The following is a 23,594-nucleotide window of genomic DNA, read 5'->3' on the forward strand; positions in this document are numbered from 1 at the left end:
ATCGCTACGCGGTGGCCGGTCGTGGCTTGATCTGACGCGTCCGCTTGGGCTTGGACGACGTCGGGTCGGAGTCGATGTCGCCATCGACGATGCCCTCGTCGATGGGCGCGGTCTCCGGCTCGGGGAACGCGATCGGCGGGATTCCTGGCGAGACCCGGTTGTCGGCCGACACCCACTCGGGGCGCTCCGGCAGCTTCTTGACGTTCTTGAAGATCTCGGCGATCTGGTTGTGGTCGAGCGTCTCCTTCTCGAGCAGCTCGCGCGCCAGGGAGTCGAGGATGTCGCGGTTGTCGTTGATGACCTGCCACGCCTCGTCGTGCGCCTTCTCGATGAGTGCGCGCACCTCGGCGTCGACCTTCTCGGCGATGTTCTCGGAGTAGTCCCGCTGGTGGCCCATGTCACGACCGAGGAACATCTCGCCGGAGGACTGGCCGAGCTTGACGGATCCGATGTCGGAGCTCATGCCGTACTCGGTGACCATCTTGCGGGCGATTCCGGTGGCCTTCTCGATGTCGTTCGATGCACCGGTGGTCGGGTCCTTGAAGACGACCTCTTCGGCGACGCGTCCGCCCATCGCATAGGCGAGCTGGTCGAGCAGCTCGTTGCGCGTCACGGAGTACTTGTCCTCGAGCGGGAGCACCATCGTGTAGCCGAGGGCGCGACCGCGCGGCAGGATCGTGATCTTGGTCACCGGGTCGGTGTGACGCATCGCTGCGGCGGCGAGCGCGTGACCGCCCTCGTGGTACGCCGTGATGAGCTTCTCCTGATCCTTCATCACACGGGTGCGACGCTGCGGACCGGCGATGACGCGATCGATGGCCTCGTCCAGTGCTCGGTTGTCGATCAGCTGCGCGTTCGACCGAGCCGTCAGCAGCGCGGCCTCGTTCAGCACGTTGGCCAGGTCGGCACCGGTGAATCCGGGGGTCTTGCGGGCGACGACCTCGAGGTCGACTCCGGCAGCCAGGGGCTTGCCGCGACCGTGCACCTCGAGGATCTTCTTGCGACCCTGCAGGTCGGGGGCATCCACGCCGATCTGGCGGTCGAAACGACCGGGACGCAGCAGCGCCGGGTCGAGGATGTCGGGACGGTTCGTCGCCGCGATGAGGATGACGTTGGTCTTGACGTCGAACCCGTCCATCTCCACGAGCAGCTGGTTCAGCGTCTGCTCGCGCTCGTCGTGTCCGCCGCCGAGGCCGGCACCACGGTGACGGCCGACGGCGTCGATCTCGTCGACGAAGATGATGGCGGGCGCGTTCTGCTTGGCCTGGTCGAACAGGTCGCGAACGCGGCTCGCGCCGACACCCACGAACATCTCGACGAAGTCGGAACCCGAGATGGAGTAGAACGGCACGCCGGCCTCGCCCGCGACGGCGCGAGCGAGCAGCGTCTTGCCGGTGCCGGGAGGGCCGTAGAGCAGCACACCCTTGGGGATGCGCGCGCCCACCGCCTGGAACTTCGCCGGCTCCTTGAGGAAGTCCTTGATCTCCTGCAGCTCTTCGATGGCCTCGTCGCTGCCTGCGACGTCGTCGAACGTGACCTTCGGGCTCTCCTTCGAGACCAGCTTCGCGCGCGACTTGCCGAACTGCATGACCTTGTTGCCGCCGCCCTGCATGCTCGACAGCATCAGCCAGAAGAAGGCGCCGATCAGCAGCACGGGGAGCAGGATGCTTAGCACCGACAGCCACCAGCTCTGCTGCGGCACCTGGTCGTTGTAGCCCTTGGCGAGGTGCGCGTCGGAGACGGTCTTGACGACCTCGGCTCCGCGCGGCGCCACGTAGTAGAACTGCACCTCTGTGCCGTTGTTGCCGTCGGCCTTCGTCAGCGTCATGTCCACGCGCTGGTCGTTGTCGACGATCGTGGCCTCGCTGACCTTGCCGTCGTTGAGCAGCTGCAGGCCGTGCTCGGTGGTGACCTGCTTGTAGCCCGACATGGTGATCAGGCTGGAGCCGATCCACACGATGACGACCGCGAGCACGATCCACAGGATGGGGCCGCGGAAGATCTTCTTGAGGTTCATGGTGCTGTCAGGGTACCGCCACCCCGCTGGGCGGCATCTGCGTGTTCGCCCTCGGCGTGCAATGCACCCGCTGCCTGATCGCTCCGTGCCCCAGGCGCCGACCGCTCACTCGTAGACGTGCGGGGCGAGGATGCCGACAGAGCGCAGATTGCGGTACTTCTCGGCGAAGTCGAGGCCGTAGCCCACGACGAAGTCGTTCGGGATCTCGAAGCCCACGTACTTCACGTCGACCTCGACCTTGGCGGCGTCCGGCTTGCGCAGCAGCGCACAGATCTCGACGGATGCCGGTCCGCGCGACAGCAGGTTCTCGCGCAGCCACGAGAGGGTCACGCCCGAATCGATGACGTCTTCGACGATGAGCACATGCCGACCCTCGAGCGCAGCGTCGAGGTCCTTGAGGATGCGCACGACACCGCTCGACTTGGTGCTCGCGCCGTAGGAGCTCACGGCCATCCAGTCCATGTCGAGCGGGATGCTCAGAGCGCGCGCCAGGTCGGCCATCACCATGACGGCGCCCTTGAGCACGCCGACGAGCAGCACGTCCTTGTCGTGATAGTCCGCATCGATCTGCGCGGCCAGCTCGTTCAGCCGGTCGTGGATCTGCTCCTCGGTGACGAGAACCTTCGTGAGGTCGCCTTCGATGTCTTCTGGCAGCATGTGCTCAATCGTACGGCGACCCCGCGGCACGACCAGAGCGTGCCGATCGGAGCAGGGGGGCGCATGTGGCTCAGTGCTCGTGCGGCAGCACCTGCGTCGACCCTGTGGTGGAGAAGACGATGTGCCCTCCGGCACGCGACGCGCTCACGCCGCCCGGCAGGTCGAGCGGCTTCTGACCGTGCCAGTCGGTGACGAGCCGCGCAACGGCCAGCACGTGCACCCGTTCGAGAGCCACCCCGAATTCGCTGGAGACCACATACCTGATGATGCGGTTGCGCAGCGCGGGCGGGTTCGCGTCGAGCGCGCCCACCGACACGGCGATGCCCGACTCGGCGGGCTCGCAGATGTCCTCGATGACCTCTTCGATCATCTCGTCGAAGGCTTCGGCGTCTTCGCGCAGCTGCTCGGCCGTACGCGCGAGCGCCTCGGCGACACCGGGGCCGAGCTCTCTCTCGATCACGGGGAGCACGTCGACCCGCACCCGCACCCGCGTATAGGAGGGGTCGAGGTTCTGCGGATCGTCCCACGGCGTCAGGCCCGCATCGAGACACGCCTGCCTGGTCGCCGCCCTCCTGATGCCGAGCAGGGGGCGCAGCAGGCCGGCGGATGCCTCTGCCATGCCCTGCAGGCTCGTCGCACCCGACCCGCGCGCCAGCCCGAGCAGCACGGTCTCGGCCTGATCGTCGAGTGTGTGCGCGAGAAGCACGTGCGTCGCGCCGGTCTTGGCACGGGCCTGGGTGAAGGCGGCGTGCCTGGCGTCCCGTGCGGCGTTCTCCGGGCCGCCGGCGCCGGAGGGCGCTGCGACGTGCACCCGCTCGACCACGACGGGGTCGAGGCCGAGGCCGAGCGCCTGCTCGCGCGCGCGGTCTGCCGTGGCGGCGGAGGCATCCTGCAGTCCGTGGTCCACGATGACGGCGCCGACGTGGATGCCCGCCCTCGGCCCTTCGAATGCGGCGCCGGCCGCCAGCGCCAGCGAGTCGGCACCACCGGAGAGCCCCACCAGCACGAGGTCTCCGTCGGCGATTCCCGCGGCGGCGAAGCTGTCGCGCACGGCGCGCCGGATGTCCGCGATCGGCGGGGTGAGGCGGGGACGGCGCTCGGAGTCGGTCACACCTCCACGCTAGGCGCCTGGCGCGGCCGGATCCCAGCCCCGGCGGTAGATTGGATGAGCGTGTCTTCGGCGGCGACGCGTGCAGTCGGCCGCGACAGGCATCCCACCAGCCATCCCATGAATGGAGCACCGTTATGGCCGACTACGACGCGATCATCGAGATTCCGCGCGGAAGCCGCAACAAGTACGAGGTCGACCACGAGACCGGTCGCGTCTTTCTCGACCGCGTGCTGTACACGAACTTCAGCTACCCCACCGACTACGGGTTCTTCGAGAACACGCTCGGTGAAGACGGCGACCCGCTCGACGTGCTCGTGCTTCTCGACTACCCGCTGTTCCCCGGCGTGGGCGTGAAGGTTCGCCCGGTCGGGGTGCTGCACATGAGCGACGAGGCCGGCGGCGACGACAAGATCATCGCGGTGCAGTACAAGGACCCGCGCTGGACGCACATCCAGGACGTCGACGACATTCCCGAGTACACGAAGAAGGAGATCCAGCACTTCTTCGAGCACTACAAGGACCTCGAGCCCGGCAAGTGGGTCAAGGTGGATGCCTGGGGCGACGCCGCCGACGCCGACCGCCTCGTGCAGGAGGCCATCACGCGCCTCGCCGAGCAGGACCACTGAGCCTGCGGCTGAACACGACCAGGGCGAGAGCGCTCACTGCGGTTGCGGTGAGCGCTCTCGTCGTTGTGCTGGCCGGTGGATGCTCGAGCGTCCCGAATCGGGCCGCTCCGGGCACGCCTGACGTTCGACGCACGGCGACGGCGACTCCCTCGGCTCCGGTCTTCGATGCTTCTGCACTGTCTTCGCAGCTGTCGCAGATCGAGACCCGCTTCGGCGCACGCGTCGGTGTGGACGTGCTCGACACCGGAGCGGGAACAACGTTCGGCTATCGCGCCACGGAACGGTTCGCCCTCGATTCGACGAGCAAGGTGCTCACGTCGGGAATGGTCCTGAGCGAGGCCGACGACGCACGCCTGGCGACGGTCATCCACTTCGGCTCATCGGAGCTTCAGTCGTACTCGCCCATCACGTCGCAGCATGTCGACACGGGCATGACGCTGTCCGCGCTGGTGGCCGCAGCGCTGCAATACAGCGACAACACTGCCGCGAACCTGTTGTACGGGGAGCTGGGCGGCCCGGCCGCGGCCCAGAGCCGCCTGCGGGCATGGGGCGACACGATCACGAACCTCGACCGCGTCGAGCCCGACCTCAATTCCGCTGTCCCCGGCGACGTGCGCGACACCTCCACACCCGGGCAGATGGCGACCGCGCTGAAGGCGCTGCTGATCGGCGACCGGCTGAGCGCACAACGTCGCGCATTCCTCAGGGACACGATGCTCGCCAACACGACGGGTGGCCCGTACATCCGCGCCGGCGTCCCCTCGACCTGGCGGGTCGCGGACAAGACGGGCAACGGTGGCTACGGGTCTCGCAATGACGTCGCTGTGCTGTATCCGCCAGGCGCTTCACCCATCGTTCTGACGGTCTACACCACCAGGAGCACAGCGGATGCCGCGTCGGACGACGGCCTGATCGCCACCGTGACGCGCTCTGTCGTCGCCGCGCTCGACGGACGCTGAGACCCACGGCGCCTCACCGGCGGATCACCTCGCAGGGACGACCTGCCTCTACGCGGACGGGCGGGCGACGTACGGGTACGGCGACCCCCACAGCCCCTCGACGGCGAGCGGTTCGCCGTAGTCGCGGGCCGCGATGATCTGATTGCCGCCCAGGTAGATGGCGTCGTGGTAGAAGCCGTCGTCGTACCAGAAGATGATGTCACCGCGCTGACGCTGGCTCAGCGGCACGAGCTGTCCGCGCGCCTGGGCAACGGCGAACTGGTCGCCGACGTTGTGGTCGCCGACGTAGATGCCTGCCGCGGCGTACGCCATCATCACGAGGCCCGAGCAGTCGTAGTACGTCGGCCCGGCGCCGCCGAGCTTGTACGGCGCGCCGAGATGAGCGTAGGCGTAGTTGATGGCCGTCTCGACGGCGCTGCTGTTCGGCGCGCCGACCGACCCGCCGCCCGACGACGGGGCACCGCCCGACGAGCCGCCCGAGCTTCCCGATGATCCCCCGGAACCGGACCCGCCCGACGGAGCACTCGGCGCCGCCTGCGACGGTGGAGGAGGCGTGGCGGCCTTTTTCTCGGCTTGCTCCTGCGCAAGCTTGGCGACGCCGACCGCGTACTCCCCCGCGACCTTCGTCGACGTGTTCTGCAGCGAGGCCAGCTGCGAGACGAGTTCCGTCTGCTTGGACTTCTGCGCCGCAAGCGCGGACTGGGCGGCAGCGGCAGCGTCGTTCGCGGCCTCGAGGTCGGTGGCCGCGGCATCCTCGAGCTGCTTGCGCGACTTCTCGGCCGCCGAAGCCTGGTCGGCGAGCGAGCTCGCGGTGTTCTTGTCCTTCACCGCCTGCTGGTAGATGGCATTGGACTGCGCGCTGAGTTGGCTCATCGCGCCGAGCTGATAGAGCAGCTTGTCGCTGGTCTCCGCGTCTCCGCCCGACAGCAGCAGACCGAGCGACGAGTCGCCGCCGGTCTGGGCCAGGTGGGATGCCAGCAGTCCGGCCCGCATCACGGAGGTGTGCGCCGTCTTCGCCGCGGCTTTCGACTGCGTCTGAAGGTCGTCGGCCTTCGCCGCAGCATCGTCGAGCTTGCTCTTGGTGACCAGGTACGCCTCCGCGGCTTTGTCGGCGGCGACGCTCGCGGCATCCGCGGAATTCTGCAGGTCGCCGATGAGCGTGGTGATCTTGTCGACCAGAGCCTGCTTGTCCTTGACGTTCTGCTTGGCCTGTTGAACGTCGTTCCAGTTCGGGTAGTCGTCGGCGTGCGCGGGCGGCACGATGATGCCGATGGCGCCCGTCATGACGCCGACGGCGGCGGCACCGATCGACATCGATCCCCGCGAGAACGCTCCTGTGCGGTTCGACGGACGCCGCGTCGTGCCGCCGTCCACGTCCGTCACGGGCCGGCCGGTCGGCCCCCACACGGACGCTCGTGAGCGTTGGCGGCGCGATGCCCCCAACGACTCGTCCTCGCTGTGCTGCGCGCGCACGCGCTCGTCCGACGGTTCCGGTGCCATATCGCCCCCCGCGATATCGTCAGCCGAGCGACACTCCCCGCGCGGCCATGAACGGGATCGGGTTGATCGCGCTCCCGCCATTTCGTACTTCGAAATGCAAGTGACATCCGGTCGAGTTGCCGGTCGAACCGACGTGGGCTATCGGCTGGCCGGCACCGACCCGCTCGCCGTAGCTCACGAGGATGCCTCCGCTCACGATATGTCCGTATCCCGTGGAAATGCCACCCCCGTTGTCGAGCAGCACGAAGTTGCCGTACCCGCCGTTCCAGCCCGCGTACGTGACCGTGCCCGCGTGCGCGGCGTGGATCGTGGCCCCGCAGTAGGCGCCGATGTCGACGCCTTCGTGGTAGCTGGTGCAGCCGGAGCACGGGGCGACGCGCCAGCCGAATCCGTCGGTGATCGGGCCGCTCACGGGGTCGGCCCACCCGCTGGAGGCGACGTTTCCGGCTGCCGCCGCGGCAGCCCGCCTGGCCGCCTCCGCCTTGCGCTGCTCCTCGACGCCCTTCTGATAGCCGGCCACCGTCTTGGCCGTGGTGTCCTTCAGCGCGGCGAGCTGAGCCTCGAGCACCGCGGACTGCGTCTGCTGCGCGGTGAGGGCGGCCTGCGCGCTCTGTGCCGCCACCACCGCCTTCTGATACGCGGCATCGGCGTCGTCGCGCAGCTTCTGGCGCTCCGTGCGGGCGGCGCTGGCCTGATCGCTCATCGCCTTGGCGGTGTTGCGCGCCTGCTCCGCCTGCTCATAGATGCCGCTGGTGTTCTCCACCAGCTTCGAGGCCGAGCCGAGGTGGTCGAGCAGCTTGGCGGCATCCTTCGCGCTCTTGGTACCGCTGAGAAAGATGTTGGTCGTGAGGTCGGCACCGCCTGAGCGGTAGAGCTCGGCGACGAGGCGCCCCGCCTGCGTGGTGGCGGCATCCGCCTTCTTCGTCAGGTCGGATGCCTTCTGCTGCAGGGTGCGCGCGGTCACGTCGGCGAGGTCGAACTTCTGTTGCGCTCCGGCGTATTCGTTGCCCGCCTTCACCGACGCCGCCTGCGTCTCGGTGACCTGCGTCTTCAGCCCGGAGATGAGCGCCTGGATCTTCGTCACCTCTGCCTGCGCCGTCGCCTGGCTCGCCTTGGCGCGCTGCACGTCTTGCCAGCTCGGATACTGGTCGGCCTGTGCGGGAGCCGCGATGCCGCCGACGAGTGCGACAGCGAGAACACCGACGGCCGCGCGGCCCGCCCAGCGCGCGACACCGGAGGGCGCCCCGTGACGGGCGCGCTGCTGCTGGCGGTCGTGTCGGGTCATTGCTCTCGTCCTCGAGTGCGGCTGAAGGGGGCGCCGCCGATCAGGTACTCGTGCGACTGTAACCCGATGCCGAAAGAGGAAGAAGGCCATTCGCCGAGGGTCGTGCGATTGGCCGGACGGGCGCCCGAGACCCCGTCGAACGGCGGGATGCGCTCGGTTTGGCAATCGGCCGAGGTTCCCTTAGGCTTACTCCTCGGTAGTCACACGCGGTGAGCGTAGACGGCCCCATCGTTTAGTGGCCTAGGACGCCGCCCTTTCACGGCGGTAGCACGGGTTCGAATCCCGTTGGGGTCACGCAATGCGAGTCGCGAGAACTACTACAATGGAAAACTGAAAACACATGGCCCTGTAGCGCAGTTGGTTAGCGTGCCGCCCTGTCACGGCGGAGGTCGCGGGTTCAAGTCCCGTCAGGGTCGCGCTGGAGAAGCCCTTCTTTGTGGAGGGCTTCTTTTCCAGTAGGCGTCATTTCACGGATGCCTGGCTCTGTAGCTCAGTTGGTAGAGCGTTCGACTGAAAATCGAAAGGTCACCGGATCGATGCCGGTCGGAGCCACAGTGCGAAGCCCCCGGTTCAGCTGAACTCGGGGGCTTTCTCGTGCGGCCTCTGGCCGGCCGCACGACGTGGAGCAGGAGCGACGTCAAGGCCGGCCGAGTCCGTCCTTCCGGCGCTCGTCCTGCGAGCCGAAGTCGTCGGCCTCGCCGCTTCCATCCTCGAGAACCTCGTCACGAAGTTCCTGTCTGTGCTGGTCCTGTTCTTCGCGGGCATCGCGCAGTTCGTCGTTCTTGCTCTCGTCGCGGCTCATCTCGTCACCCCTCACGCATGTAGTCGTCTTCTCTGTGCTCCATTGTCGACGGCGGTCCGCCGGATTGCCACCGTCGACGAAGGCTGGTGCGATCGGGCGCGCTGCGCGAAGTCAAGGCGACGGCTGCGCCGAACACCGTTTGCCCGGGGCCCGCCGTTGTGGACCTCGCCCGGCCAGGGCCGCAAAGCTCATACTGAAGTCACGCCGCTTCACATCCTCCAGGTGCCTGCGGGCACCACCTGGTGAGTGACACCGCTCCGAGAGAAAAGGCTGGCCATGTCACAGGAAAAGTCGACCGTTCGTCCGTTCTCCGACAACGCCGACTTCGACTTCGAGATCCGCGGCGCTCTCGGCAACAGCGCCGCTGGTGCCGGCGAACCCGGGGAGATTCTCGCCGCGGTCAGCGGCCTGCGCAAAGACGATCACGATGGCTGGTTCACGGCCTGGTCGAACCTGGCGGATCGTACGTTCGCCGTCGGGACTGCTGCCGCAGCTGGTGGCCATGACGTCAGTGCAGCTGCGGCCTATCTCAGATCGTCGGCGTACTACTCCGTAGCGGTGAATGCGTTGGCCGCGCTCGGCGCATCTGACCTGCTCGTTCCCACCTTTCGGAAGCAACATGACGCTTGGGAGCACTTCGTAGCTCATACATCGACTGGTGTGGACAAGGTCGCCATCCCGTTCGAAGACGGCGCACTGCCCGGCTGGTTCTTTCGGGCCTCGGGCGGCGGGGCGACGACCCTTGTCTTGGTCAACGGAAGCGACGGTTCGCTGGCCAGCCTCTGGGGCTCTGCCGGAGCTGCTGCGCTGGCCCGCGGCTACAACGCCTTGGTCTTCGACGGCCCCGGCCAGCAGTCTCAACTCTTCGAGAAGAACACCTGCTTCCGGCCCGACTGGGAGAACGTGCTCACACCGGTCTATGAGTACCTCGCAGGTCTCGACGGTGTCGACAGCGAACGCATCGCGGTCTACGGCATCAGCCAGGGCGGCTATTGGGTGGCTCGCGCGATCTCGTTCGAACACCGATTCGCGGCTGCGATCACCGACCCGGGGCTCGTCGACGTGTCGACATCGTGGACGAGTCATGTTCCGAAGAGTCTGTTGAAGCTGCTCGACGAAGGGCAACTCGAGAAGTTCGACGAAGAGATGGGCTTCGGAATGAAATTCTCGCCCGACACCGCCCGCACCTGGGTGTTCCGTGCGCGTCCGTATGGCACGTCGGGCTATGCGGAGACCATCGAAGCGGTGCGCCGCTACACCGTTGCCGACGTTGCCGATCAGATCACGACACCCCTTCTGATCCTTTCCCCGGAGCACGAGCAGTTCTGGCCAGGTCAGGCGGACCAGCTCGCGAGCCTCACCCCCTCCGTCTCCACCGTGATGCGATTCACCGCCGCAGAAGGTGCCGATGAGCATTGTCAGCCGCTCGCACGCACTCTGACTGCCCAACGCATGTACGACTGGCTCGACGAGCACCTTGCCTGACCAGATGCGTCTCACTCACCGTGCCCGGCAGAGCTGACCGACTGCGGCGCAGCGACCCGAGCGCTGCGGGCATCCGCCGGATCGCGGGCCGAGGCCAGGAGAGCTTCTCGTACGCGACCGAGGAGGGCGGGCATCCGGATGCCGCAACGCTCACCCGCATCGAGGAGCTCGCCGTGCCGCCGGCATGGACGGACGTCTGGATCTGCGCGGACCCGCGCGGACACATTCAAGCAGTGGGAACCGATGCCGCGGGGCGTCGGCAGTATCTCTACCACGAGCAGTGGAGACGGCAGCGCGACGAGGCGAAGTTCGATCGCGCGCTCGAGCTCGCGGCCGCGCTGCCACACGCCAGACGCGCGGTCTCTCACGATCTCGGAAAGGATGCGTTCGGTCACGAGCGCGCGCTCGCCGGGGCGTTCCGGATCGTCGACCGAGCCTCGGTGCGCATCGGTGGCGAGCAGTACCGGCGACTGTACGGCAGCCGGGGAGTCACCACGTTGCGGTGCCGAGACGCGACCGTGGAAGGGGCCGACGTGATCCTCGGGTTCCCGTCGAAGAGCGGACAGTATTGGGAGTCGGCGGTCACCGACCCACTGCTGGCACGCTATCTGCGCGCCGTGATCGAGATCCGCGGCGCGGCCTCTCGCCTTATCGCATGGCGAGCATCGCGCTGGCAACCGATATCGAGCGCGGAGCTCAATGACTACATCCGCACCCGAACGGGCGTCGAGGCCACGGCCAAGGACTTCCGCACACTGCGCGGCACCATCGTGGCCGCGCAGTCTCTCGCACGATCTGCCCGCGAGCCCGGCGGCGAATCCGATGCCGACGTTCGTGCCGCGATGCGGTCCGCCGCGGAGGTTCTCGGCAACACGCCCGCCATCGCACGGGCGAGCTACGTCGACCCCCGAGTCATCGATCGTTTTCGGTCGGGAGAGACCCTGCGCCTGAGCGGGTCATCCGAGTCGGCCCTCCTCGCGCTCCTGTCGTGACGAAGCGCTTGTCGCCCTCGATGCGCAAGCAGACATCCTCGTGGGAAGGGTGATGCTCCACTCGCCTGCGTCGTACGTCAAGGCCTAGAGGCCTGCAATCGCCAGGCGATGCTGGAGGAGTGCTGAAGTCGAGGAGCAGTGAGAACCCGTGAGCGAGCGTGCCATGCGACTGGCGAGCGGACGCCAGACCGGGGTGACCGTGCTCGGCGACCCGGCGGCATCCCGTTGGGTGATGTTCTGCCATCCGGCACCCGGATGCGGCGGCTTCGATCCCGATCCGCTGGCGACGGCGCGAAGCGGGCTGAAGCTCATCACGCTCGACAGACCGGGGTATGCGGCATCCGACCCCTGGGCCATTCCTCCGCAGCCCTCTCCTTTGCGCTGGGCCTTGGACGCGGACGACTTTCTGGCGAGGTGCCGAACCGATGCCGAGTCGATCGGGCTCAGAGCCTATGAAGAGGTCGCTGTTCTGGGCTGGCGCGAGGGATGCGTCTACGCGGCCGCGCTCGCAGCCCGGCTCGGCCGGCAGGCATCCGCTCTCGTGCTCGTGGAACCGATGACGCTGCGGCTCGCGGCACGATCCCTGCGCGCCGATGACGTGTGGGATGCGCGACGGTTCATGCCCGATCCCGACGACGACACGATCGTGGGACTCAGCTCGCGTGTCGAGCGGATGCTGGCCACCGCGGCGATGCAGGGAGACGCAGGTCTGGACGGTGATCGCGAGGCCGTGAAGCAGCGGGTCGTGAAAGAGAGCCTGCGCGCGGTCCGCGCTCCCGCGCTGATCCTGACAGGCACCGACAAGCGCATGCGGCGCGCCGCCCATGCGTACGCGCGGCAGCTGCAGGAGGCTCGGGTCGCGCTGACCGATGCGGAGGTGCCGATCGCGGCCCACTGGGGCCGCGTCCTCGCGTACCTCGAGGAGGACGCGCGTTGAAGGCCCCCGCTGAGCCGTCAGGGAACGACTTGCGTCGAAGCGGTCGAAGGAACTGGGCCCGAAGGAGTCAGTGCGCGCAGCCGCGGTGCGAGCTCATCGGCGAAGAAGTCGATGAAGCCGTCCGGATCCGGGCCGGCATTGTTCAACACGATGTGGTCGAATCCCGCATCGACGAAGGGCCGCACGACCGCCTCTTCGGCGCGCAGCGCCTGCCGTACGAGTTCGGCTGGCGAGAATGCTTCGCTCGAAAGCTTGTATCCGATGTGCATGTCCATGCTCCCTGTCTGCCTCTGCCTGCCCTGCCTGCGCGATCGCGGCGACCGCCCGAGAAGCGGACCATGCAGTGAAGCCCAAGATCCTCAACGGAGACATTGCGTGGGGGCGGAGCCGATCGACCCCACCCCCACTGGCGGCGCGCGTACCGTGCTCCTCGAGTGCATCGCCACCCGAAAGCGATGCTGCTTCTGAACTACGAGCGTCTTGCCGCTTATCTCCTCGACGGTAGCGGGCACCGACCCGCCCCCGACACCCCTTGACATCGCCGGCTCGAACTGCACCCCGAGCATCCGGAATGGGCCGCCGCCAGCCGGAACCGAAACGACACCGTCATTCGTCGTCGCGCTCCACGGCCGAGAGCCCCCAGAGCGGATCGAAGGAGGCGTTGCGCGCCTCGATCTCCGCGAGGGCCGCGGAATCCGTGAGTTCGAATCCGTCGGACTCGACGGTCGACGTCCAGATGGGCACCGCCGAGCAGAGCACCACGTCTGCCGTCTGCCGTGTTCCGTCGGTATCGACGAACGGAATCGTCGCGGGCTCGATGCGATGCAACCGCGCCACACTGGTCCACAGCGCCAGAAGCGCATCGGCCAGATCGGAGCCGGTGACGATCGATGTACCTGCAATGTTGATTCGCTTCATGGCCTCCCAAGACCTCACTTGTCTGGTTCGGTCAGGATGCGCCGCGCTCGCGCCGATAGTCGGGTCGCGGAGGCTGCGTGTACTGCACGTCTCCCTCGCCGCCCTCGCGACCGCCGTACGGCCTTCCGTGGTCGGCATACTCGTCGCGCTGATAGACGACGGTCCACGGCCCGAGCATGAATCGCGCTCCCGTGCGCAGCACCGTCGGCTCCCCGCGGTCCGACGACTCGGCCGGCAGTTCCGACTCGCCTGAGCCGAGGAGGGTCAGAACGTATTCGTCGCGGTCGTCGTGCTGAATCCGAGCGTGCAGCACGTCGAGATCCTCCAGCCGCAACTCGTTGTCGGCCGCAGACCCGATCCGCGTCTCGTCGCCCTCGATGTCGAAGACGAACCGTTGATCATCCCGTGACACCAGCAGACGCGGGTTGCCCGCGCCCCATGCGGCGTGTGTGGTGGTCACGCGGCTGTTCGTCTCTTTCTGCGGCTGGTCAGCCATCGTCTACTCCTCGCTCGTCTCGTGGGCCTCGGTGTGCCATGCTCGCGACGCCCGCCCCCTGACCGCCGAATTCGGCCCGGGCGCCGCGAGGCGGTGCTGCGTCAGTGATGCCGCAGCATGTGGATGACTTCGTCTTTGTTCTTGTGCGAATAGCCGTGGAGCCCCAACTCCTTGGCCCGATGACGCAGGTCAGCCACAGTCCACTTCTCGTACGACGGCGATTTGCCGCCCTCGCTTCCGACCTTGGATCGCCCGCGCTTCGCTGCCGAGTTGGAGATGCGCGCCGCCTTCTCTTCCGATGCGCCGTCCTCTCGCAACTCGTCGTAGAGCTTCGGATCTTTCAGACTCGGTCGTCCTGGCATGTCAGTCCTCCTCTGCTTCTTCTGGCAGTGTTCACGCCTCGTCGCCACGGCTCGACGGGTTGACTTTCACATCAGCTCATGTCACCCGGGCGACGATGACGAAGAGCCAGATGATGGTCCAGACGGGCATGGCGGCGAAAAGACAGGCGAGTACCACGAGCCGCGGCGGTGACGGCAGCAGGTAACGAACGACGATCATCGCCGCGTAGAACAGGGCGACGACGACGGCTCCGATGGCGGCCAGCGGCACACTGTTGCCCCACTGCACGAGCAGCACGATGATGCACACGGCCGCGAGGATGCCGCCGACCACCAACCACACGCGCCCTGACGACGTGCGCAGGGCGGACTGGTTGCGCACCAGGGTCGGATCCGCCGACGCATCGGATTTTCGTGGCATGGTTCACGACCTCCATTCAGCGGTTCGGTACTCGTGGCCGCGGCCGCTGATGCGGATGCCGTGACCCGGGCTCGAGAGGTCGGGCACGAGGCATCCATCGACCAGCTCGGGCACGCCGTCGAAGAGCAGCGGCTCGATCAGCGCGTGATCGTGGAAGTACTCGACGTGTACCGCGGGCCGGGCTGCCGACGCGAGCGTCGCGTGCAGCGCGGGCGCCGTGTGGGCGCTGAGCGGCAGCCCCCAGGCGACGCACTGCTGGGCGGCGTTGGCGAAGCCGGTGACGCCGCCGCACCGCGTGGCATCCGCCTGCAGCACATCGACGGCTCCGGCGGTGAGGAGCGCGCGGAAGTCGGCCGGCGTGTAGCCGTACTCGCCCGCCGCGATCTGCATGCCCGCCGGCGCACGGTCGCGCAGCAGCCGCAGACCGTCGAGGTCGTCGCTCGACACGGGTTCCTCGAACCAGCTCACCCGCGCCTCGTCGGCGAAGCGCTCGGCGAGCGCGAGTGCCTCTTTGCGGTCGTAGGCTCCGTTCGCGTCGACGAAGAGCTCGACGTCGTCGCCGATCGCCTCGCGAGCCGTGCGCACCCTCGCAGGGTCGGCTGCGGCATCCGACCCGACCTTGATCTTGACGGCACGGATGCCCCGCTCGGCCCACCCGCTCAGCTGCGCGCGCAGTTGAGCATCGCTGTACGACGTGAAGCCGCCGCTGCCGTAGACGGGAATGCTGCTTCTGGATGCCCCGAGCACCGCGAGCAGCGGAACCCCCAGCAGCTGCGCCGCGGCATCGTGCACGGCGACGTCGATCGCCGAGATGGCGCCGGCCGCGATGCCGCGCCAGCCGACGTTGCGCACCGCTGCCGCCATGTTCCAGAACAACCGCGGCGCCGCGAACACGTCGCCACCGAGCACGACGTCGGCGAGCACGTCCCGCACGACCCCCAGGGCGGCCGGCGACGCAGAGGCATACCCCATGCCCGTGCACCCTCCGACGTCGAGCTCCACGACGAGCACGCCGGTCGAGTCCCAGCCGATCGTGCCGTCGGACTCGGGCGTGGGTTCGCCGTCGAAGGTGGTGGGAATCGTGTAGGTGGAGGCGCGAACGGCACGAATCGCCGATTCGGCCGAGCCGTGCGCCGCTGCGTCGGTCATGTTGTCGCTCACCTCGGACTCTCGCCGGCGACGTTCACTGCTGCGACTCGTCGGAGTGCTTGCCACCCCGTCCCAGATGCAGCGCACCCTTCACGCGCTCGATGCCCTCCGTGGCGAGCGCCGTCGCCGAGTCGCGGATCACGTCGAACTCGAACGGGTCGCCCTTGAGCAGGGCCAGGCCCGTGTTCTTCGCGTACTCCTTGGTGATGTCGGGTGGCAGCGGCGGGATGTTGCGACTCACGATGGCGTCGATGAGCGTGACTCCCTCGTACGCGAGTGCGGTCTCGATGGCTGATGCGGCATCCTCGTTCTTCTCCACCCGAATGCCCTGAAAGCCGAGCAGGCGGGCGTAGCCGGCGTAGTCGATCGACTCGACGTCCTGGGCGGTGCGCCACACCGGGTCGGCGTCTTCGGTGCGCATCTCCCACGACACCTGGCCGAGGTCGTTGTTGTGCATCACGAGCACGACGAACTGCTTGTTGGAGAACCTGCCGAGGTACTTCTTCAGCGTGATCAGCTCGTTCATGCCGAGCATCTGGAAGGCGCCATCGCCGATCGTGCAGATCACCGGTCGGTCGGGGTAGGCGAACTTCGCCGCCGTGGCGTACGGCATGGCCGCGAGCATGGTGGCGAGCCGGCCGGAGAGGTCGCCGCGCATGCCGCGCTTGAACCGCAGGTGGTGGGCGTACCAGTCGGCGGTGGTGCCGGCATCCGCCGTGACGATCACGCCATCCGGCAGTCGCTTGTTCAACTCGTAGTAGAAGCGGCGCGGGTTCGCCCCGTCGTCGTAGTGCGCCATCGCCTCGGCCTCTTCTTCGCGCTCCCAGCCGCGCATCTCGTCGGCGATCGTGCGCTGCCACGACGGGTCGCTCGTGGGCTCGAGCATCGGGATGAGCGCCTGCAGCGTGGCGCGAACGTCACCCCACAGATTCACCTCGGTCGGGTAACGCAGCCCCAACTGCTCGGGCTTCAGGTCGATCTGGATGCCGCGCGCAGCACCCGTCTCCGGCAGGAACTCCGCATACGGATAGTTCGTGCCGAGCATGAGCAGCGTGTCGCACTCGTGCATCTGGTGCAGGCTCGGCAGGGAGCCGAGCAGGCCGACCTGCTGCGTGTGATGCGGGATGTCGCCGGGAACGACATCCTTACCGCGCAACGCGGTGATGATGCCCGCGCCGGTGAGCTCGGCCACCTTGAGCACCTCGTCGGTGGCGCCCTGCGCGCCCGCGCCGACCAGCAGCGTGACCCGCTCGCCCGCGTTCAGGATGTCGGCGGCCTTGCGCAGCTCCTCCTCGGGGGGCGTGATGGCAGAGGATGCCGGCACCCGGCTCGCGCGCGACACCCAGTGCGCGACGGGCGGCGTCACCGCCTTCATCGCCTGCACATCGTGCGGGAGCACGACGACCGCGGGCTGAAGCCTCGCCCGCGCGGTGCGGAAGGCGGTGTCGATCACGGCCTCGGCCTGCGCGGGGCTCACGATGGTCTGCACGTAGCAGGCCACGTCTTGGAAGACCCGCTCGAGGTTGCTCTCCTGCTGACCGAATGTGCCGAGGGATGCCAGCCCCTGCTGCCCGACGATCGCGACGACGGGCTGGTTGTCCATCTGCGCGTCGTAGAGGCCGTTGACCATGTGGAATCCGCCTGGGCTCGACGTGGCGACGCACACACCGACCTCCCCGGTGAACTTGGCGTGCGCCGTGGCCATCAGGGCGCAGATCTCCTCGTGCGTCGGCCTGATGTACTCGATGCCCTCTCCCTCGCGCTCGGCCTTGCCCAGTGCGCCGTCGAAGGCGCCGATGCCGTCGCCGGGAAACCCGAACACCCGGGTCACGCCCCAGTCCTTCAGCCGTCGAATGATGACGTCGCTCACCGTGTCAGCCATGTGTCTCCTCCTTCGTCATTCGGTCCTTGCCGCCGTCCGCGCCGATCTGCGGGTTTCGAGACGCGCCGCTTCGCGGGACCCCCCAAACCGCGGGAACGCCTCAACCGACGGCATGTCGTGCCATCCGGTCGGCGGCGCGGGCGGCGACCGCCATGATCGTCAGCGCCGGGTTCGCGCTGCCCTGAGTGGGCAGCACGCTCCCGTCGGCGATGTACAGATTGGGCACGGCGAAGGTGCGGCAGTCGGCGTCCACCACGCCGTGCTCCTCATCCTTCGCCATGCGTGCGCCTCCCACGAGGTGGGCGTAGCGCTTGATGGTGATGGCCTCGTCGGCGCCCGCCGCGGTGAGGATGTCTTCCATCACCGCCTGCGCGGCATCCATCAGCTTCCTGTCGTTGTCGCACTGGCTGTAGGCGAAGTGCGCGATCGGCATGCCGTGGCGGTCCTTTTCCTCGGCCAACGTGACGCGGTTGTCCGGCAGTGGGAGGAACTCGCACAGCGAACCGAAGCAGGCCCAGTGCACGTAGTCGCTCATGTAGTTGCGGAACTCGTCACCCCAGTAGCCCTGCGCCATCACGTGCTCGGCCCAGGTGATGGGCAGCGGCGAGATGGTCTGCACCGAGAAGCCGCGCTTGTACGGCTTCGCCGGGTCGGTCTCGTAGAACTCCTCGGTGCTCACCTCGGGTGGGGGCGCCTTGTACATGCGGATCTCCTCGTCGAACCGGCCGGCCGTCTGCGGTGCGCCCTGCACCATGAGGTAGCGGCCCACCTGGTCGAAGTCGTTGCACAGCCCGTCGGGAAAGCGGGCGCTCGCGGAATTGAGCAGCAGCCGCGGGGTCTCGATCGAATAGCCGGCGATGATGACGACGGATGCCCGCTGAAACCGTTCCCGCCCGTCGCGCACGTAGCGCACCCCCGTCGCGCGCCCGGTGAACTCGTCGACGGCGACACCCGTGACCATGCAGTCGGGGCGCACCTCCGCGCCGTGCGCGAGGGCGTCCGGAATGTGCGTGATGAGTGGCGACGCCTTGGCATTCACCTTGCAGCCCTGCAGGCAGAAGCCGCGGTAGATGCAGTGCGGTCGGTGGCCGAAGCGTCCGTTCGCGATCGCGACCGGCCCCACCTTGACCCTGATGCCTGCGCGCTCGGCCCCGCGCAGGAAGACTTCGCCGTTGCTGCCGACCGGGTGCGGCCGGTGCGGGTACGAGTGCGGGTCGCCCCATGGCCAGTCTTCGCCCGCCACTGGCAACTCCGCCTCGAGCTGTTCGTAGTACGTGCGCAGGTCGTCGTATTCGATCGGCCAGTCGGCGCCCACGCCGTCGGCCGAGTGCGTGTGGAAGTCGCTCGGGTGGAACCGCGGCGTGTAGCCGGCGTAGTGCACCATGGATCCGCCGACACCACGGCCCGAGTTGTTCGATCCGAGCGGCACCGGGTCGTCGCCGCCGATCTCGCGCGGCTCCGTCCAGTAGAGCTGGTGGGATGCCGCCTCGTCGCTCACCCAGTCCTCCTCCGGGTCCCAGAACGGCCCGGCCTCGAGGGCCGCGACCCGCCACCCCTTGCGCGCCAGCCGCTGCAGCATGGTCGCGCCGCCCGCTCCACAGCCGACGATGACGGCGTCGAGCTCGTCGCCGTCGTCGAAGTGGCGCATCCGGCGTCGCAATCCGTGGCCGAGCGCGCCGCGGTCGGTGAGCAGCCACGCCGATTCGTTGCGGTCTCGTACCGTCACCCGGACTCCTTGCCGCGCCCCGCCCGTCCCGTCGAACGCGTGACACCGCTGCGTCCGTCGCGGGCCTCTCCAGGCCGACGCAGCGGGTCGTCGCTGGGGCGGGCATCCCGCACCTCGAACGGTTCGAGCTTGTCCACCCCCAGGTTCTTGTATCCCCTCGGATAGGCCGGACCTCCGAAGCCGATCTCGTTCCAGACCGCCGGGTGCGAATAGAAGGCCGTGGCCGCGTACCGCGTCCACAGGCTCCACACCTGCGCGGGCGGCAGATCGTGCCAGCGGTCGCTCTCCCAGGTGCGCACCGCCTCGATCAGCTCGCGCTGGTCGTCGTACGCGCACTCGGCGAAGTCGCGACCGAAGCGGGCGTGGGCATCCTCGTTCAGCGCTTCGAGTGACTGCCGCCACGCCTGCGAGTCTCGCGGCATCGTGTCGTAGTGCCAGCCGTCCGTCTGATTCTCGGCGAGACGAGTGTCGACCATGCGAACCAGGTCGACTGTCGTGTCACCCGGCTCCGCCCGCTGGCCGACCAGACGATCGAGCAGGCACTTCGCCGTCGCTTCCTCGAGTTGCGTGAAGAAGCGCACGGCGGGCTGACCGTGCAGACGCGCATGGATCGCGGCGCGCGTGGCGGTGTCCCAGTGCTTCTGCTGCGCCATCACGTCGAAGCCGGGATACCTGCCGCCCCCGTTCTCCTTCGACAACGGCAGGCTGGTGGGTTGTGCGCCGCCGCGTCGCCGACGCTCGGTCATCGCTCTCTCCGCAGCACGGCGGCGAGCAGGCCCATGCCGCCGACGAGCGTGACGAGGAGCGGTGCGATCAGGGGCGGGCCCATCTCCAGGTTGTAGCGCAGATTGCGCCATCCGCCCGGCTTCTGGTGGATGCCCCTGCCGTGCAGCCACAGACCCTGCAGGCCGTTGCCGAGAATGATGAGGGATGCCACGGGCAGGGCGGTCTTCGCCAGGCGATGGCTGGCGAGTCCGGCGACGCCGGCTGCCACGCCGATCGGACAGGTCACGATGGGCGCCCACATCCAAGGGTCGCCGAAGCTCGCCTTGTCGTGTTCGAGGTAGATCTCGACCGTCGTCACCGCGGCGCCCGCGGCCGTCAGAGCCGAGAGCGTGCGTTCGAATCGCCCGTGCCGCACATTCCGAACGAGATGGTCGATCCCGTAGACGGCGTCGACGACCGGACGGTTGGGATGTGCACGCCGCCGAGTGCGGAGCAGCGGCCGATCCGCAGCCGTCCGGGCGCCGAGTGGGTGGAAGCCTGCGGAGGAGCGGTGGTTCGAAGAGGCCATGTCGCCAGGCTGTGCGCTCTTCCGATTCGCGTCGAGTGGTTGCGTCAACGTCGAGCGCGTTGTAACAGCCGCGCCTCCTCTCGTCGGCGCGCATGCTGCGCGGCCGGCTGTGCGCTGGCGCATGCACGACGAGGCAGACAGGCCGCGCGCTCCTCAATCACATGATGCGGTGATCTGGCAAGGGGTTTCGCCCGACAGTTCGACAGGGAAGAGTACGGACATGATTTCTCTCGCCGTGATCCTGCTCATCGTCGGACTCGTGCTGCTGTTCCTCGGCATTTTCGTCGGTGCAGCCAAGTTCCTGCTCTGGGTCGGGATCGTCATCTTGATCGTCGCCGTCGTCGTGGGCCTGGTGCGTCTGCTGCGAAGAAGCGTCTGAGGCAAGGCGCGACCGTCGGCCGCCCCGTGGATTCGTCCGCGGGGCGGCCGATGTGTGCTTTGGTTTGTGTGGACGATGCAGCGCAGAGGCTTCGCGCTCAGGATGCGCCCAGTCCGGCGACGAGATTCACCGTCGTCGCCACGATCACCGAGCCGAACAGGTATGAGAGCAGCATGTGCCGCAAGACGGCGGCGCGGATCTCCCGGGAGTTCAGATCGGTGTCGGAGACCTGGAAGGTCATGCCGACGGTGAACGCCAGATAGGCGAAGTCCACGTAGTGCGGAGGCTCGTCCATGTTGAAGTCGACACCGCCGACGGGCTCGGTGTAGTAGAGCCTGGCGTATCTCAGGGTGAAGAGCATGTGCACCAGCAGCCACGAGAGGGCCACGCTCGCAACGGCCAGAGCCGGAGACATCGCCCGAGCGAGCGAGCCGCCCGAGTGCGATTCGGCCAGCCCGATGGCTATCGCGCCGAGGCTTGCGATGCTCGCGCTGATGAGCAGGACATCGGCCGATGTCCGCGTGGGGTCTTCCTTCGTGGCGTGCTGTCGCGTCGCCTCGTCATCGAGACGACGTATCGACAGCCAGCTCCACAGGATGTAGGCGACGCAGGCGGCATCCCATCCGAGAACCGGAGCGTTGCCCTCTGCACCGAGCAGCGCGCTGAGCCCGCCGACCAGCAGGCCGACCACGAGCATCACGAGAAGCCGCAGATGCGAGCGATGATCGAACCATCGTCTTTTCTTGGCCGCACCCGTCGCCATGGCACCCTCCTCGCCACTCGTACTCTCACGGTGGACGGCCGGCGAGGGCCGGTGCAGGGGTTGACAGCATGCCGGGTGGCCTTGGGCCAGGCCGCTCTCAGACCGAAGTGGGTCAGCCCACTTCGTCGAGTGCCTTCTGAATGTGCTTCTGCGCCTGAGGGTCGGAGAGGTCGCTTTCGCTCAGCTTCTCAGCGTCCTCTTCGCTGAGCACGATCATCCCGCGCGGGCCGTGGGACGATCTGGACAGCCCTTCGAGCCATTTGCGGTTCAGGGCTGGTGGGGTCGCGTCAGTAAAGCGGAACTGCAACGCGATGGCAGGGCTCAGCCAGAGGCTCACGCGGCCGCCGCCTTCTTCGGCAGGCACACGCCAGCTGAGGAGGAAACCCTCCTTCAGCCGGAGCTTCGATGTGATCGCCACCTTGAGGTGGGCGAGCGTACGGTCGTCGAACTCGTACTCGGAACCGTCGCTGTACAGCAGGAAGCCCATCTGCCGATGATCGCATCATCGGCAGATGGGCACCACTGAGATTCATGCCGCTTTCGCGGAAATTCACGCAGCTTCGTGCACGCGCTTCACCGGACGATCGGTGCGGCGCTGCCCTGCTCTGCCGGCATGTGCGGGCTTGCCCTCTTCATCGAGAACGACGAGGCCGCGCGAACTCTCCGCACCGAGCTCGAGCATCCTCAACCATTCCTTGTTCACCGATGGCACTCGCGAGCCCCAGTACTTGAAGTACACCGGAACCTCGGATGCCATCCACATCGAAGCGCGACCGCTCCCGACCGACAGGTCGTCGAGCCACGACAGAAGAAACGACTCGTGACGCCGGAACTTGTTGACGATCACGATTTCGAGGTGTGTCAGTAGGCGGTCGTCGAACTCGATGTCCTGCGGCCCGTATATCAATACACCCATGGAAGATCACCTTCCCCTTTCACCTCTTCAAGGCAACAACGAAAGGCAGCCGCTGGCAACCGCAAGTGCCCCGTTCGGGTGACCCTTGACATCCGCGGATCGATGTGCGTGTCACGTGGTTATGCGGTGTCTGCAGAGTCTGAGTCTTCCCTGGAAATGCCGGCCAGCGTCAACGACGACCGTCACCGATCGCTCTGTCCGTCCGTGTCGTCCGTCGCCCTGTCGCTTCCCGGAGACGCAGGGAACAGGGGTCCGCGATCGTTCTTCGGGTTGAGCCGCTCCTCGACGCGTTCCGGGTCGTCGGCGTCGCCCTCTAGCCGATCGATGATGCCGTTGGTCTGATCGAACGGATGCGCGGCATCCTTCGCGAGCACGCTGAGGTCGGCTTCCGTGTCGCCTCCGTGCACGAACCGCTCCGAGTTCTCCTCGGCACTGCTCGTTCCCTGCTCGTCGCCGGCGCCGAACTGCGGTTCGTCCGGGGTCGGAACAGTCGGCTCGTCGGGGGATGGCGGGTTCGGCTCCTGCGGCACGGGAGGCGTCTCGGGGCCTCCCGGCGTGCTCGGCGGGTCCGTGAGCGGAACGTCGGGCTGGGTCGGCCCTCCTGGGCGCCCGGGAAGATCCGGGCTCAGCGGAGGCTCCGGATCGATCGTGTCGTCGTGCGGCGCGATTTGCTGCGCGTCGGCGACGTGTCGGCCGCCGAGACCGTCGTGGAGACCGTCATGATTCTGGATGCTGTGTTCGTCTGACATGCCGCTCACTGTTCTTCGCGACGTCGCCACTCGCCAGGGGTTGACGGCATGCGGAGGTCGTGATGCCGGCCATATGCAACAGGTCGACGTGCAGCAGACCCCGGAGACGCGCGCAGTAGACCCCGGAGGCGCGCGCCTAGCGCCTTCGACGCGGGACGGCAACCGGTTGAGCCGGGTCGCGCTGCCTTC

27 protein-coding genes and 3 tRNA genes are annotated in these 23,594 nt (G+C 67.6%); 9 read left to right on the forward strand and 21 right to left on the reverse strand.

The annotated features are described in order from the left end of the window. Positions 1–4: 4 nt before the first annotated feature. The 3 genes from ftsH to tilS all read right to left on the reverse strand — a co-directional run bounded on the left by ftsH (position 5) and on the right by tilS (position 3,785). Positions 5–2,017, reverse strand: coding sequence for an ATP-dependent zinc metalloprotease FtsH (gene ftsH / locus FPZ11_RS10495; protein ID WP_146320716.1), 2,013 nt, complete (start codon positions 2,015–2,017; stop codon positions 5–7). 105 nt (positions 2,018–2,122) lie between these two features. Next, positions 2,123–2,674 carry a hypoxanthine phosphoribosyltransferase gene (gene hpt, locus FPZ11_RS10500; RefSeq protein WP_146320718.1) on the reverse strand — a complete coding sequence of 184 codons (552 nt, stop codon included), beginning with the start codon at positions 2,672–2,674 and terminating at the stop codon, positions 2,123–2,125. A 70-nt stretch (positions 2,675–2,744) separates the two neighbouring features. Next, positions 2,745–3,785, reverse strand: coding sequence for a tRNA lysidine(34) synthetase TilS (tilS, locus tag FPZ11_RS10505; protein ID WP_146320720.1), 1,041 nt, complete (start codon positions 3,783–3,785; stop codon positions 2,745–2,747). A gap of 134 nt (positions 3,786–3,919) precedes the next feature. On the opposite strand from tilS, the gene ppa reads away from it, so the two are divergent. Both ppa and bla read left to right on the forward strand, forming a co-directional pair. Next, positions 3,920–4,411, forward strand: coding sequence for an inorganic diphosphatase (gene ppa / locus FPZ11_RS10510; protein ID WP_146320722.1), 492 nt, complete (start codon positions 3,920–3,922; stop codon positions 4,409–4,411). Between the two features lie 47 nt (positions 4,412–4,458). Next, entirely contained in the window at positions 4,459–5,370 is a 912-nt protein-coding gene (bla, locus tag FPZ11_RS10515) for a class A beta-lactamase (RefSeq protein WP_246846184.1), read from the forward strand. A gap of 48 nt (positions 5,371–5,418) precedes the next feature. Here bla and FPZ11_RS10520 read toward each other — a convergent pair whose 3' ends face one another. Next, positions 5,419–6,753 (reverse strand): C40 family peptidase, encoded by a 1,335-nt coding sequence (locus FPZ11_RS10520; protein WP_246846185.1) that lies wholly within the window; start codon positions 6,751–6,753, stop codon positions 5,419–5,421. Between the two features lie 136 nt (positions 6,754–6,889). Further along, the gene (locus FPZ11_RS10525; protein WP_146320724.1) at positions 6,890–8,155 is read right to left on the reverse strand and encodes a M23 family metallopeptidase; all 1,266 of its coding nucleotides are present in this window, start codon (positions 8,153–8,155) and stop codon (positions 6,890–6,892) included. Positions 8,156–8,376: 221 nt separating this feature from the next. Here FPZ11_RS10525 and FPZ11_RS10530 point away from each other — a divergent pair. The 3 genes from FPZ11_RS10530 to FPZ11_RS10540 all read left to right on the forward strand — a co-directional run bounded on the left by FPZ11_RS10530 (position 8,377) and on the right by FPZ11_RS10540 (position 8,707). Next, positions 8,377–8,449: transfer RNA gene (locus FPZ11_RS10530), tRNA-Glu, on the forward strand. A 48-nt stretch (positions 8,450–8,497) separates the two neighbouring features. Then, positions 8,498–8,571, forward strand: a tRNA-Asp gene (locus tag FPZ11_RS10535). Between the two features lie 63 nt (positions 8,572–8,634). Beyond that, positions 8,635–8,707 (forward strand) — tRNA-Phe (locus tag FPZ11_RS10540). 85 nt (positions 8,708–8,792) lie between these two features. Here the strand turns inward: FPZ11_RS10540 and FPZ11_RS19255 are convergent. Together FPZ11_RS19255 and FPZ11_RS19805 are read right to left on the reverse strand one after the other, a co-directional pair. Then, on the reverse strand, positions 8,793–8,957 hold the full coding sequence (locus FPZ11_RS19255; RefSeq protein WP_168203796.1) for a hypothetical protein: 165 nt from the start codon (positions 8,955–8,957) through the stop codon (positions 8,793–8,795). Positions 8,958–9,236: 279 nt separating this feature from the next. Next, complete coding sequence (locus FPZ11_RS19805; protein WP_246846186.1) at positions 9,237–9,461, reverse strand: hypothetical protein; 225 nt, start codon at positions 9,459–9,461, stop codon at positions 9,237–9,239. 63 nt (positions 9,462–9,524) lie between these two features. Between FPZ11_RS19805 and FPZ11_RS10545 the strand changes: the two genes are divergently transcribed. From FPZ11_RS10545 to FPZ11_RS10555, 3 genes are all read left to right on the forward strand, one after another. Then, positions 9,525–10,442, forward strand: a complete 918-nt coding sequence (locus FPZ11_RS10545; protein ID WP_246846187.1) for an alpha/beta hydrolase family protein — start codon at positions 9,525–9,527, stop codon at positions 10,440–10,442. Between the two features lie 20 nt (positions 10,443–10,462). Further along, the gene (locus FPZ11_RS10550) at positions 10,463–11,434 is read left to right on the forward strand and encodes a DNA topoisomerase IB (protein WP_146320728.1); all 972 of its coding nucleotides are present in this window, start codon (positions 10,463–10,465) and stop codon (positions 11,432–11,434) included. 148 nt (positions 11,435–11,582) lie between these two features. Beyond that, the gene (locus tag FPZ11_RS10555; RefSeq protein WP_146320730.1) at positions 11,583–12,371 is read left to right on the forward strand and encodes an alpha/beta hydrolase; all 789 of its coding nucleotides are present in this window, start codon (positions 11,583–11,585) and stop codon (positions 12,369–12,371) included. A 17-nt stretch (positions 12,372–12,388) separates the two neighbouring features. On the opposite strand, the gene FPZ11_RS10560 is transcribed toward FPZ11_RS10555, so the two are convergent. The 10 genes from FPZ11_RS10560 to FPZ11_RS10605 all read right to left on the reverse strand — a co-directional run bounded on the left by FPZ11_RS10560 (position 12,389) and on the right by FPZ11_RS10605 (position 20,598). Next, positions 12,389–12,646, reverse strand: coding sequence for a hypothetical protein (locus FPZ11_RS10560; protein WP_168203686.1), 258 nt, complete (start codon positions 12,644–12,646; stop codon positions 12,389–12,391). Positions 12,647–12,977: 331 nt separating this feature from the next. Further along, the gene (locus FPZ11_RS10565) at positions 12,978–13,289 is read right to left on the reverse strand and encodes a hypothetical protein (RefSeq protein WP_146320732.1); all 312 of its coding nucleotides are present in this window, start codon (positions 13,287–13,289) and stop codon (positions 12,978–12,980) included. Between the two features lie 31 nt (positions 13,290–13,320). Then, positions 13,321–13,785 (reverse strand): FHA domain-containing protein, encoded by a 465-nt coding sequence (locus FPZ11_RS10570; RefSeq protein WP_146320733.1) that lies wholly within the window; start codon positions 13,783–13,785, stop codon positions 13,321–13,323. 101 nt (positions 13,786–13,886) lie between these two features. Then, positions 13,887–14,147, reverse strand: coding sequence for a DUF7218 family protein (locus FPZ11_RS10575; RefSeq protein ID WP_146320735.1), 261 nt, complete (start codon positions 14,145–14,147; stop codon positions 13,887–13,889). Between the two features lie 76 nt (positions 14,148–14,223). Further along, complete coding sequence (locus FPZ11_RS10580) at positions 14,224–14,547, reverse strand: hypothetical protein (RefSeq protein WP_146320737.1); 324 nt, start codon at positions 14,545–14,547, stop codon at positions 14,224–14,226. A 3-nt stretch (positions 14,548–14,550) separates the two neighbouring features. Next, the gene (locus FPZ11_RS10585; protein ID WP_146320739.1) at positions 14,551–15,696 is read right to left on the reverse strand and encodes an enolase C-terminal domain-like protein; all 1,146 of its coding nucleotides are present in this window, start codon (positions 15,694–15,696) and stop codon (positions 14,551–14,553) included. 34 nt (positions 15,697–15,730) lie between these two features. Then, a complete protein-coding gene (locus tag FPZ11_RS10590; RefSeq protein WP_146320741.1) occupies positions 15,731–17,578 on the reverse strand; it encodes a thiamine pyrophosphate-requiring protein in 1,848 nt (615 codons plus the stop codon). A gap of 100 nt (positions 17,579–17,678) precedes the next feature. Next, on the reverse strand, positions 17,679–19,304 hold the full coding sequence (locus FPZ11_RS10595; RefSeq protein ID WP_246846188.1) for a GMC family oxidoreductase: 1,626 nt from the start codon (positions 19,302–19,304) through the stop codon (positions 17,679–17,681). After that, a complete protein-coding gene (locus FPZ11_RS10600; protein WP_146320743.1) occupies positions 19,301–20,050 on the reverse strand; it encodes a gluconate 2-dehydrogenase subunit 3 family protein in 750 nt (249 codons plus the stop codon). The genes FPZ11_RS10595 and FPZ11_RS10600 overlap by 4 nt, the downstream gene beginning before the upstream one ends. Next, a complete protein-coding gene (locus FPZ11_RS10605) occupies positions 20,047–20,598 on the reverse strand; it encodes a hypothetical protein (protein WP_246846189.1) in 552 nt (183 codons plus the stop codon). The genes FPZ11_RS10600 and FPZ11_RS10605 overlap by 4 nt, the downstream gene beginning before the upstream one ends. 220 nt (positions 20,599–20,818) lie before the next feature. Between FPZ11_RS10605 and FPZ11_RS19260 the strand changes: the two genes are divergently transcribed. After that, positions 20,819–20,977, forward strand: coding sequence for a hypothetical protein (locus FPZ11_RS19260; protein WP_168203687.1), 159 nt, complete (start codon positions 20,819–20,821; stop codon positions 20,975–20,977). Positions 20,978–21,074: 97 nt separating this feature from the next. Here FPZ11_RS19260 and FPZ11_RS10610 read toward each other — a convergent pair whose 3' ends face one another. The 4 genes from FPZ11_RS10610 to FPZ11_RS10625 form a co-directional block, all read right to left on the reverse strand. Next, positions 21,075–21,740: a DUF1345 domain-containing protein gene (locus FPZ11_RS10610; RefSeq protein WP_146320745.1), complete on the reverse strand. Its 666-nt coding sequence runs from the start codon at positions 21,738–21,740 to the stop codon at positions 21,075–21,077. Positions 21,741–21,852: 112 nt separating this feature from the next. Beyond that, positions 21,853–22,227 (reverse strand): DUF7882 family protein, encoded by a 375-nt coding sequence (locus tag FPZ11_RS10615; protein WP_146320747.1) that lies wholly within the window; start codon positions 22,225–22,227, stop codon positions 21,853–21,855. Between the two features lie 63 nt (positions 22,228–22,290). Further along, positions 22,291–22,656: a DUF7882 family protein gene (locus FPZ11_RS10620; RefSeq protein ID WP_146320749.1), complete on the reverse strand. Its 366-nt coding sequence runs from the start codon at positions 22,654–22,656 to the stop codon at positions 22,291–22,293. Between the two features lie 182 nt (positions 22,657–22,838). After that, the gene (locus FPZ11_RS10625) at positions 22,839–23,405 is read right to left on the reverse strand and encodes a hypothetical protein (protein WP_146320751.1); all 567 of its coding nucleotides are present in this window, start codon (positions 23,403–23,405) and stop codon (positions 22,839–22,841) included. Positions 23,406–23,594 lie beyond the last annotated feature (189 nt).

This window comes from Humibacter ginsenosidimutans, assembly GCF_007859675.1.
Lineage (GTDB): Bacteria > Actinomycetota > Actinomycetes > Actinomycetales > Microbacteriaceae > Humibacter > Humibacter ginsenosidimutans.

Bases quoted from the DNA above. Each gene is read 5' to 3' on its own strand.
- FPZ11_RS10525 (WP_146320724.1), bottom strand. From the start codon at position 8,155: ATGACCCGACACGACCGCCAGCAGCAGCGCGCCCGTCACGGGGCGCCC.
- ppa (WP_146320722.1), top strand. From the start codon at position 3,920: ATGGCCGACTACGACGCGATCATCGAGATTCCGCGCGGAAGCCGCAAC.
- FPZ11_RS10585 (WP_146320739.1), bottom strand. From the start codon at position 15,696: ATGACCGACGCAGCGGCGCACGGCTCGGCCGAATCGGCGATTCGTGCC.
- FPZ11_RS10600 (WP_146320743.1), bottom strand. From the start codon at position 20,050: ATGACCGAGCGTCGGCGACGCGGCGGCGCACAACCCACCAGCCTGCCG.
- FPZ11_RS19805 (WP_246846186.1), bottom strand. From the start codon at position 9,461: ATGGCCACCAGCTGCGGCAGCAGTCCCGACGGCGAACGTACGATCCGC.
- FPZ11_RS10560 (WP_168203686.1), bottom strand. From the start codon at position 12,646: ATGGACATGCACATCGGATACAAGCTTTCGAGCGAAGCATTCTCGCCA.
- FPZ11_RS10575 (WP_146320735.1), bottom strand. From the start codon at position 14,147: ATGCCAGGACGACCGAGTCTGAAAGATCCGAAGCTCTACGACGAGTTG.
- hpt (WP_146320718.1), bottom strand. From the start codon at position 2,674: ATGCTGCCAGAAGACATCGAAGGCGACCTCACGAAGGTTCTCGTCACC.
- FPZ11_RS10590 (WP_146320741.1), bottom strand. From the start codon at position 17,578: ATGGCTGACACGGTGAGCGACGTCATCATTCGACGGCTGAAGGACTGG.
- FPZ11_RS10580 (WP_146320737.1), bottom strand. From the start codon at position 14,547: ATGCCACGAAAATCCGATGCGTCGGCGGATCCGACCCTGGTGCGCAAC.
- FPZ11_RS10565 (WP_146320732.1), bottom strand. From the start codon at position 13,289: ATGAAGCGAATCAACATTGCAGGTACATCGATCGTCACCGGCTCCGAT.
- FPZ11_RS10570 (WP_146320733.1), bottom strand. From the start codon at position 13,785: ATGGCTGACCAGCCGCAGAAAGAGACGAACAGCCGCGTGACCACCACA.
- FPZ11_RS19260 (WP_168203687.1), top strand. From the start codon at position 20,819: ATGATTTCTCTCGCCGTGATCCTGCTCATCGTCGGACTCGTGCTGCTG.
- FPZ11_RS19255 (WP_168203796.1), bottom strand. From the start codon at position 8,957: ATGAGCCGCGACGAGAGCAAGAACGACGAACTGCGCGATGCCCGCGAA.
- ftsH (WP_146320716.1), bottom strand. From the start codon at position 2,017: ATGAACCTCAAGAAGATCTTCCGCGGCCCCATCCTGTGGATCGTGCTC.
- FPZ11_RS10625 (WP_146320751.1), bottom strand. From the start codon at position 23,405: ATGTCAGACGAACACAGCATCCAGAATCATGACGGTCTCCACGACGGT.
- FPZ11_RS10620 (WP_146320749.1), bottom strand. From the start codon at position 22,656: ATGGGTGTATTGATATACGGGCCGCAGGACATCGAGTTCGACGACCGC.
- FPZ11_RS10615 (WP_146320747.1), bottom strand. From the start codon at position 22,227: ATGGGCTTCCTGCTGTACAGCGACGGTTCCGAGTACGAGTTCGACGAC.
- FPZ11_RS10605 (WP_246846189.1), bottom strand. From the start codon at position 20,598: ATGGCCTCTTCGAACCACCGCTCCTCCGCAGGCTTCCACCCACTCGGC.
- FPZ11_RS10610 (WP_146320745.1), bottom strand. From the start codon at position 21,740: ATGGCGACGGGTGCGGCCAAGAAAAGACGATGGTTCGATCATCGCTCG.